7 protein-coding genes and 1 tRNA gene are annotated in these 6,916 nt (G+C 38.9%); 2 read left to right on the forward strand and 6 right to left on the reverse strand.

Translation table 11 applies throughout. From position 1 onward, the window contains the following. The first annotated feature begins 402 nt into the window (after positions 1–402). Positions 403–1,290 carry a succinate--CoA ligase subunit alpha gene (gene sucD / locus Rain11_RS13410; protein WP_101359880.1) on the forward strand — a complete coding sequence of 296 codons (888 nt, stop codon included), beginning with the start codon at positions 403–405 and terminating at the stop codon, positions 1,288–1,290. A 153-nt stretch (positions 1,291–1,443) separates the two neighbouring features. On the opposite strand, the gene Rain11_RS13415 is transcribed toward sucD, so the two are convergent. From Rain11_RS13415 to dtd, 6 genes are all read right to left on the reverse strand, one after another. Further along, positions 1,444–1,517, reverse strand: a tRNA-Arg gene (locus tag Rain11_RS13415). Positions 1,518–1,564: 47 nt separating this feature from the next. Then, positions 1,565–1,870: a 30S ribosomal protein S10 gene (gene rpsJ / locus Rain11_RS13420; RefSeq protein WP_101359881.1), complete on the reverse strand. Its 306-nt coding sequence runs from the start codon at positions 1,868–1,870 to the stop codon at positions 1,565–1,567. Positions 1,871–2,034: 164 nt separating this feature from the next. Then, positions 2,035–4,161, reverse strand: coding sequence for an elongation factor G (gene fusA / locus Rain11_RS13425; RefSeq protein WP_101359882.1), 2,127 nt, complete (start codon positions 4,159–4,161; stop codon positions 2,035–2,037). A gap of 36 nt (positions 4,162–4,197) precedes the next feature. Next, on the reverse strand, positions 4,198–4,665 hold the full coding sequence (rpsG, locus tag Rain11_RS13430) for a 30S ribosomal protein S7 (protein ID WP_101359883.1): 468 nt from the start codon (positions 4,663–4,665) through the stop codon (positions 4,198–4,200). 75 nt (positions 4,666–4,740) lie between these two features. Beyond that, positions 4,741–5,151, reverse strand: coding sequence for a 30S ribosomal protein S12 (gene rpsL / locus Rain11_RS13435; RefSeq protein WP_101359884.1), 411 nt, complete (start codon positions 5,149–5,151; stop codon positions 4,741–4,743). A 152-nt stretch (positions 5,152–5,303) separates the two neighbouring features. Further along, positions 5,304–5,756 carry a D-aminoacyl-tRNA deacylase gene (gene dtd, locus Rain11_RS13440; RefSeq protein WP_101359885.1) on the reverse strand — a complete coding sequence of 151 codons (453 nt, stop codon included), beginning with the start codon at positions 5,754–5,756 and terminating at the stop codon, positions 5,304–5,306. Between the two features lie 208 nt (positions 5,757–5,964). Between dtd and Rain11_RS13445 the strand changes: the two genes are divergently transcribed. Then, on the forward strand, positions 5,965–6,789 hold the full coding sequence (locus tag Rain11_RS13445) for a sterol desaturase family protein (protein ID WP_101359886.1): 825 nt from the start codon (positions 5,965–5,967) through the stop codon (positions 6,787–6,789). Positions 6,790–6,916: the final 127 nt, after the last annotated feature.

Consider the following 6,916-nt stretch of genomic DNA (forward strand, 5'->3'; position numbering starts at 1 on the left):
AATTTGTGGTCTGGAATTATTGCCTACAAATTCCTAGATAAAAAGCCCACTATTAGAGATTTTCAAGAAAAAAATCTACTTACAAATTTTGAACTTTTTCAAGATATTGCCGCTTAACTCACGTTAAGCTACTACAAAGACGCACCCACTAGCCCTAATGCCAGCACTGATGTGCCACGTTATTACACTTTCCGTTACGTGTATCAGCCTAATGGGACAAACTTTTAGGTTGGAAAAGCACTTGCAAAGCAATAGCTTTGTGAGTGCTTGCTTTTTTAGTATAAACAACTGATTTTTCTGTTTTGAGTTGATAAGCTCATTTTTTTATGAAACTTTTTGTGTAAAAATTGCGTAAAAGCCAAGATTTTTTTGCAATTTGCCAAGTAAATAATTTTACTTGTTATGGCAGTTTTAGTAAATAAAAATTCTCGTGTAATTGTTCAAGGTTTTACAGGTTCGGAAGGAACATTCCACGCCCAACAAATGATTGAGTACGGAACAAATGTAGTAGGTGGTGTAACCCCTGGCAAAGGCGGTCAGAAACATTTGGAACGCCCTGTATTCAATACCGTGTATGATGCTGTAAAAGATGTACAAGCCAATGTATCTATTATTTTCGTGCCTCCTGCTTTTGCCGCTGATGCCATTATGGAATCGGCTGATGCGGGCATAGAAGTAATCATTTGCATTACAGAAGGTATTCCTGTAAAGGATATGATGTATGCGAAAGAGTATTTGAAAGGAAAAAAATCTCGTCTTATTGGTCCTAATTGTCCTGGTGTAATTACTCCCGGTGAAGCAAAAGTAGGGATTATGCCCGGATTTGTGTTCAAACCTGGGCGTGTAGGTATTGTTTCTAAATCAGGAACACTTACTTATGAGGCTTCAGACCAGATTGTAAAGGCAGGTTTGGGTATTTCTACTGCTATTGGTATCGGTGGAGACCCTATCATTGGCACGCCTACCAGAGAAGCCGTAGAACTACTGATGGAAGATGAAGGCACTGATGCTATTGTAATGATTGGAGAAATTGGAGGAAACTATGAAACCATTGCCGCTGAGTACATCAAATCCACAGGCAATAAAAAACCTGTAATCGGTTTTATTGCGGGGCAAACTGCTCCCAAAGGCAGACGTATGGGACACGCAGGAGCTATTATCGGTGGTAAAGATGATACTGCACAAGCTAAAATGGAAATTATGAGTAAATGTGGTATTCACGTAGTACATTCACCTGCTGATATTGGTGCTACCGTAGTGAAGGTTTTGAGTCAAGTACAAAGTTCATAAGAGAGGCTACTACCAAATATTTCATAAGCACTTACAAATCAATGTGAGTGCTTTATTTTTTGCTTGAAATCATTTTTTATCAAGTGCTTGTAAATTGTTATGCAAATAAAAAAGCCCTTGTAAGAAGGGCTTTGTAAGTTATTGATTTTGAAGTGTTCTCGGAAGGAGTCGAACCCTCAACCTTCTGATCCGTAGTCAGATGCTCTATCCAGTTGAGCTACGAGAACAAATTGGATTGCAAAAGTATAATATCTTTTGCAATTTTCCAAATTTTTTAGACTTTAATTTTTACATCTACTCCGCTGGGCAGTTCCAATTTGAGTAGTGCTTCTACAATTTTAGGGCTTGATGAGTAAATATCAATCAAACGCTTGTAGGTGCAAAGTTGAAACTGCTCACGTGATTTTTTGTTTACGTGTGGAGAGCGAAGTACGGTGAAAATCTCTTTGCGGGTAGGCAAAGGAATAGGACCACTTACTACGGCTCCATTATCTTTCACAGCCTTTACAATTTTTGCGGCTGAAATATCCACTAAATTGTGGTCGTAAGATTTGAGTTTAATTCTAATTTTCTGTGTCATTGTTGTTAAAATTTTACGGATACACGTTTGTACCCAATGAAAGACGCATTTTTATATCTCAACCAATTTTTCGGAAAGCGTCATTTATTCCCGAATAATCAGCTTGAGTACAGAGAGCGTGTTGTATTTTGTTTATAAACCCTCTGCACTCAATTTTGAGCTAATTAGTTTGCTTTTGCACCCTTTACTTCTGCAATAACTTTCTCAGCAATATTTTGAGGAACAAAATCATAATGCGAGAATGTAAGTGTAGCAGAAGCACGACCCGAAGAAATAGTTCGCAATGTAGTTACATAACCGAATAGCTCTGCCAGAGGTACATCAGCTTTAATAATTTGAGCACCACCTTTGCTATCCATTCCTTTCATTACGCCACGTCTGCGGTTCAAATCGCCAGTAATTGGACCAGTAAACTCATCAGGAGTAACTACTTCTACTGCCATAATAGGCTCTAAAAGTTTAGGTGAAGCCTTTTTAGCCGCTTCTTTGAAGCCAAGTGAAGCCGCCATTTCAAAAGAGAAAGAGTCAGAGTCTACTTCGTGGTATGAACCGTGGAACAAACGAACACGCATAGAATCTACGGGGTAGCCTGCCAAAGGTCCATTTTTCATAGCCGCCTCAAAACCTTTCTGCACGGAAGGAATAAACTCTCTTGGAATTACACCACCCACAATATCATTGATAAACTCTAATCCGGGCTTACCATCTTCACGAGGACCAATTTCAAATACAATATCAGCAAATTTACCACGACCACCTGTTTGCTTTTTATACACTTCTTTGTGTTCAACAGTAGAAGTAAGAGCTTCTTTGTAGGCTACTTGGGGAGCACCCTGATTTACCTCTACTTTGAACTCACGCTTCATTCTATCCAGAATGATTTCCAAATGCAATTCACCCATACCACGCAAAACGGTTTGTCCTGTTTCGTGGTCTGTATAAAGGCTTAGTGTAGGGTCTTCTTCCAAAAGTTTTGCAAGTGCATTACTCATTTTGTCCAAGTCTGCGGTGGTTTTAGGCTCAATAGCATAACCAATCACAGGTTCAGGGAAACTCATTGCTTCTAAAACAATAGGATTGTTTTCATCGCAAAGCGTATCACCTGTTTTGATATCTTTGAAACCAACACCCGCACAAATATCGCCAGCTTCTACCCTATCAATGGGGTTTTGCTTATTGGCGTGCATTTGCATAAGGCGAGAAATACGCTCTTTTTTACCTGTACGTGTATTGAGTACATAAGAACCTGCGTCCAAAGAGCCAGAATACACACGGAAGAAGCATAAGCGTCCTACGTAAGGGTCAGTAGCAATTTTGAAGGCAAGTGCCGCAAAAGGTTCTTTTACATCGGGTTTGCGTTCAATTTCCTGCTCAGTTTCAGGGTGTTTGCCTTTTACAGGAGGCAAATCCAAAGGAGAAGGCAAAAACTCGCAAACAGCATCAAGTAAAGATTGTACGCCTTTGTTTTTGAAAGCCGAACCACACATCACAGGTTGCATTGACATATCAATCACAGCCTTACGAATAGCGGCACGGATTTCAGCAGGAGTAATAGAATTGGGGTCTTCAAAGAATTTTTCAAGTAGATGGTCATCATAAGAAGCAACAGCTTCAATAAGGTTCTGACGCCAGAAATTTACATCTTCTTGAATATCAGCAGGAACAGGAACAATTTGATAGGTTTTACCTTCGTCGTGTTCGTTCCAAATGATACCTTGGTTGGTAATTAGATCTACCACTCCTTTGAAAGTATCTTCGGCACCGATAGGTACTTGCAAAGGGACAGGGTTACCTCCTAAATTTTCTTTTATTTCTCTGACAGCCTTAAAGAAATCAGCTCCTGCTCTATCCATTTTATTCACAAAACAGATACGAGGAACACGATACTTATCCATTTGTCTCCAAACAGTTTCAGATTGAGGCTGAACCCCTGCCACAGCACAGAACAAAGCAATAGCACCATCTAGTACACGCAAAGAACGCTCAACCTCTACGGTAAAATCTACGTGACCGGGTGTGTCAATCAAGTTGATTGTGTATGTTTTTGAATCAGGTGTAATTTCACCTTGTATGGTAGGGTAGTTCCAGCGGGTAGAGGTAGCGGCAGAAGTGATAGTAATACCACGTTCTTGCTCTTGCTCCATCCAGTCCATAGTGGCGGCACCTTCGTGTACCTCTCCAATTTTGTGTGTTTTACCTGTATAGTACAGGATACGCTCAGAGGTGGTTGTTTTTCCTGCATCAATGTGAGCAGAGATACCAATATTTCTGAGATACTTTAAGTCTGCCATAATTATAGGTTGTTAGCGAAACGGATAAAAATATTTTTAGAATTTGAAATGCGAGAATGCTTTATTTGCTTCAGCCATTCTGTGGGTATCGTCTTTCTTTTTCACAGCGGCACCTTCACCTTTGGAAGCGGCGATAATTTCGTTAGCTAAACACTCTACCATAGTTTTATCATTACGAAGGCGAGCATATTTAATCAGCCACTTGATACCCAAAGAAATTTTTCGTTCAGGGCGAACTTCCGTAGGAACTTGGAAAGTAGCTCCTCCCACTCTACGGCTTCTAACTTCCACACTTGGCATTACGTTGTTCAAGGCTCTACGCCATACTTCCAAACCATCTTCTTTGGTCTTTTCGCTTACCAAATCAATCGCTCCATAAAATATTCTGTAAGCAAGACTTTTCTTGCCTTCCATCATCAAGTTATTCACAAATTTAGTAACCAATGTATCTTTATACTTGGGGTCAGGTAATACGTACCTTTTGGGTGGTTTTGATTTTCTCATAAGTCCAACATTTTTTACGTTACTCAACCGAAACTCTATCGGCTGTTTTACTTCACTGATTTAGTTTTTCAAAAATTATTTTTTGCCTTTTCCTGCGGGCTGAGTTTGCTGACCGGGTTTAGGACGCTTCGCACCATATTTTGAGCGTCTCTGACGGCGATTAGCTACCCCCGCGGTGTCCAAAGCACCACGTACAATATGATAGCGAACACCGGGTAAATCCTTTACACGACCTCCACGAATAAGCACAATGGAGTGTTCTTGTAAATTATGTCCTTCGCCGGGAATGTAGGCAATTACCTCTTGCTGATTAGAAAGACGCACTTTGGCAACTTTCCTCAACGCTGAATTAGGTTTTTTGGGCGTAGTAGTATAAACTTTGGTACATACGCCTCGCTTCTGCGGACACGCATCAAGGGCAGGCGACTTTGACTTTGCCTTTTTCGCCTCTCTTCCTTTTCTCACTAATTGCTGTATAGTAGGCATTTACTTCTGATTTTTAGACCTTTTTTAATTTTGAAGTGCAAAGGTACGAAAAAACTTTTTATTGCCAAATTTTTTGTAAAAAATAATTTTGACAATATTTCAGAATGCATCAAGAGCTATTTATTGAAAATAAGTTTGATAAATCCTAAAAATTACTTTTTATTTTTGGAATCTATGACAATAGTTACAGGTCCATCGTTACAAAGAAACACTTGCATATCCGCTCCAAACACTCCTGTCTGAATAGCCTTACCCAACTCCTGTGAAAATATTTCTACTGCTTTTTCATATAGAGGTATGGCTACTTCGGGGCGAGCCGCATCAGTAAATGAAGGTCTATTCCCTTTTTTGGTACTTGCCAGCAATGTAAACTGACTTACCAGCAAAATCTCACCTGCTATTTCCTGCACCGAAAGATTCATTTTTCCTTCTTCATCAGCAAAAATCCGCATTTGCACAATTTTCTTAGCAAGCCAAGTAATGTCATCAATAGTATCTTCATTACCGATACCCAAAAGCACAAGCAAACCTTTGCCAATTTCAGACTTTATCTCGTTTTCTATGCTTACAGAAGCATTTTTTACTCTTTGAATTACTGCTATCATTTTACTAAAATTACAAATTGAGTAGAATTAAAAAAGAAAGACTTTTATGTGTTTGAAAACATTAGAGAGCAATTTAGATATTATCCCAGAAAGTGCAAAAAAAGTCGTTTGTGAAACTTTTTTTATTTTGAAAAAGTTATAGATTGCAGAATATTATTTTGAAAAGCAATCTTATTTTTTTGATAAAATTCTTGTATGCTTATTGCCTATGTTTGAACAAATTGTAAATTATTTCAGTGAGATACCAAGCACGCACAGGTCTGCATTTTTGGTAGGAGGATTGGCTTTGTTTTGGTCATTAGAAAGTTTTATTCCACTTTTTAGAACAAAGTATGCTAAATGGAAACACGCAGGCATTAATTTGTTTTTTACATTTACTACGGTAATTATCAATCTTGCTTTTGCTTGGCTTATACTGAAAACCAGCGACTGGGCTGTTAGCCAAAAATTTGGAGTTTTGCAGTGGATAGAACTTCCCTTGTGGGCATTTGCATTGCTTGGGCTTTTGGGCTTGGATTTGATAGGAGCGTATTTTGTCCATTGGCTTGAACATCAGATAAAATGGATGTGGCAATTTCATTTAGTTCATCATACTGATACCAATGTAGATGCGACTACCGCCAATCGCCACCACCCTGGCGAAAGTATATTTCGGGCAGTTTTCACAACTTTGGGTGTGGCACTTTTTGGTACGCCAATGTGGCTTGTTATGCTTTATCAGAGTCTTTCGGTATTTTTTTCTCAATTTAACCACGCAAATATCTGCTTGCCCGAAAAGCTGGACAAAATATTAAGTTGGGTCATTGTTTCGCCCAATATGCACAAAATTCATCATCATACCACTCGCCCACTCACCGATACAAACTATGGTAATATTTTTGCCATTTGGGATAGGATTTTCAGAACGTATGCCTTTGAAAAACCTGCAAATTTGAAGTATGGACTGGATACACACCCCGAAGCCAAAGAAAATGCTACCTTAAAGGGACTTCTGAAAATGCCTTTTCAGCCTTACAGACCGCCTACTTTATAATTATAGATAATCAATAATAAGATTTATATTTGCAGAAAAAAGAGAAAATTATGGATAGAGCAATTTTATATGATATGGTTTTCAAATTACGGAAAGAAGGTCTGAAACAGGTCAAAATAGCAGAGCT

Source organism: Raineya orbicola (genome assembly GCF_002843425.1).
In the GTDB taxonomy this organism is placed as follows: Bacteria; Bacteroidota; Bacteroidia; order Cytophagales; family Thermonemataceae; genus Raineya; species Raineya orbicola.

What these genes read in the sequence shown, in the direction of transcription:
- sucD (WP_101359880.1), top strand. Translation starts at nt 403, where the DNA reads ATGGCAGTTTTAGTAAATAAAAATTCTCGTGTAATTGTTCAAGGTTTT.
- rpsJ (WP_101359881.1), bottom strand. Translation starts at nt 1,870, where the DNA reads ATGACACAGAAAATTAGAATTAAACTCAAATCTTACGACCACAATTTA.
- fusA (WP_101359882.1), bottom strand. Translation starts at nt 4,161, where the DNA reads ATGGCAGACTTAAAGTATCTCAGAAATATTGGTATCTCTGCTCACATT.
- rpsG (WP_101359883.1), bottom strand. Translation starts at nt 4,665, where the DNA reads ATGAGAAAATCAAAACCACCCAAAAGGTACGTATTACCTGACCCCAAG.
- rpsL (WP_101359884.1), bottom strand. Translation starts at nt 5,151, where the DNA reads ATGCCTACTATACAGCAATTAGTGAGAAAAGGAAGAGAGGCGAAAAAG.
- dtd (WP_101359885.1), bottom strand. Translation starts at nt 5,756, where the DNA reads ATGATAGCAGTAATTCAAAGAGTAAAAAATGCTTCTGTAAGCATAGAA.
- Rain11_RS13445 (WP_101359886.1), top strand. Translation starts at nt 5,965, where the DNA reads ATGTTTGAACAAATTGTAAATTATTTCAGTGAGATACCAAGCACGCAC.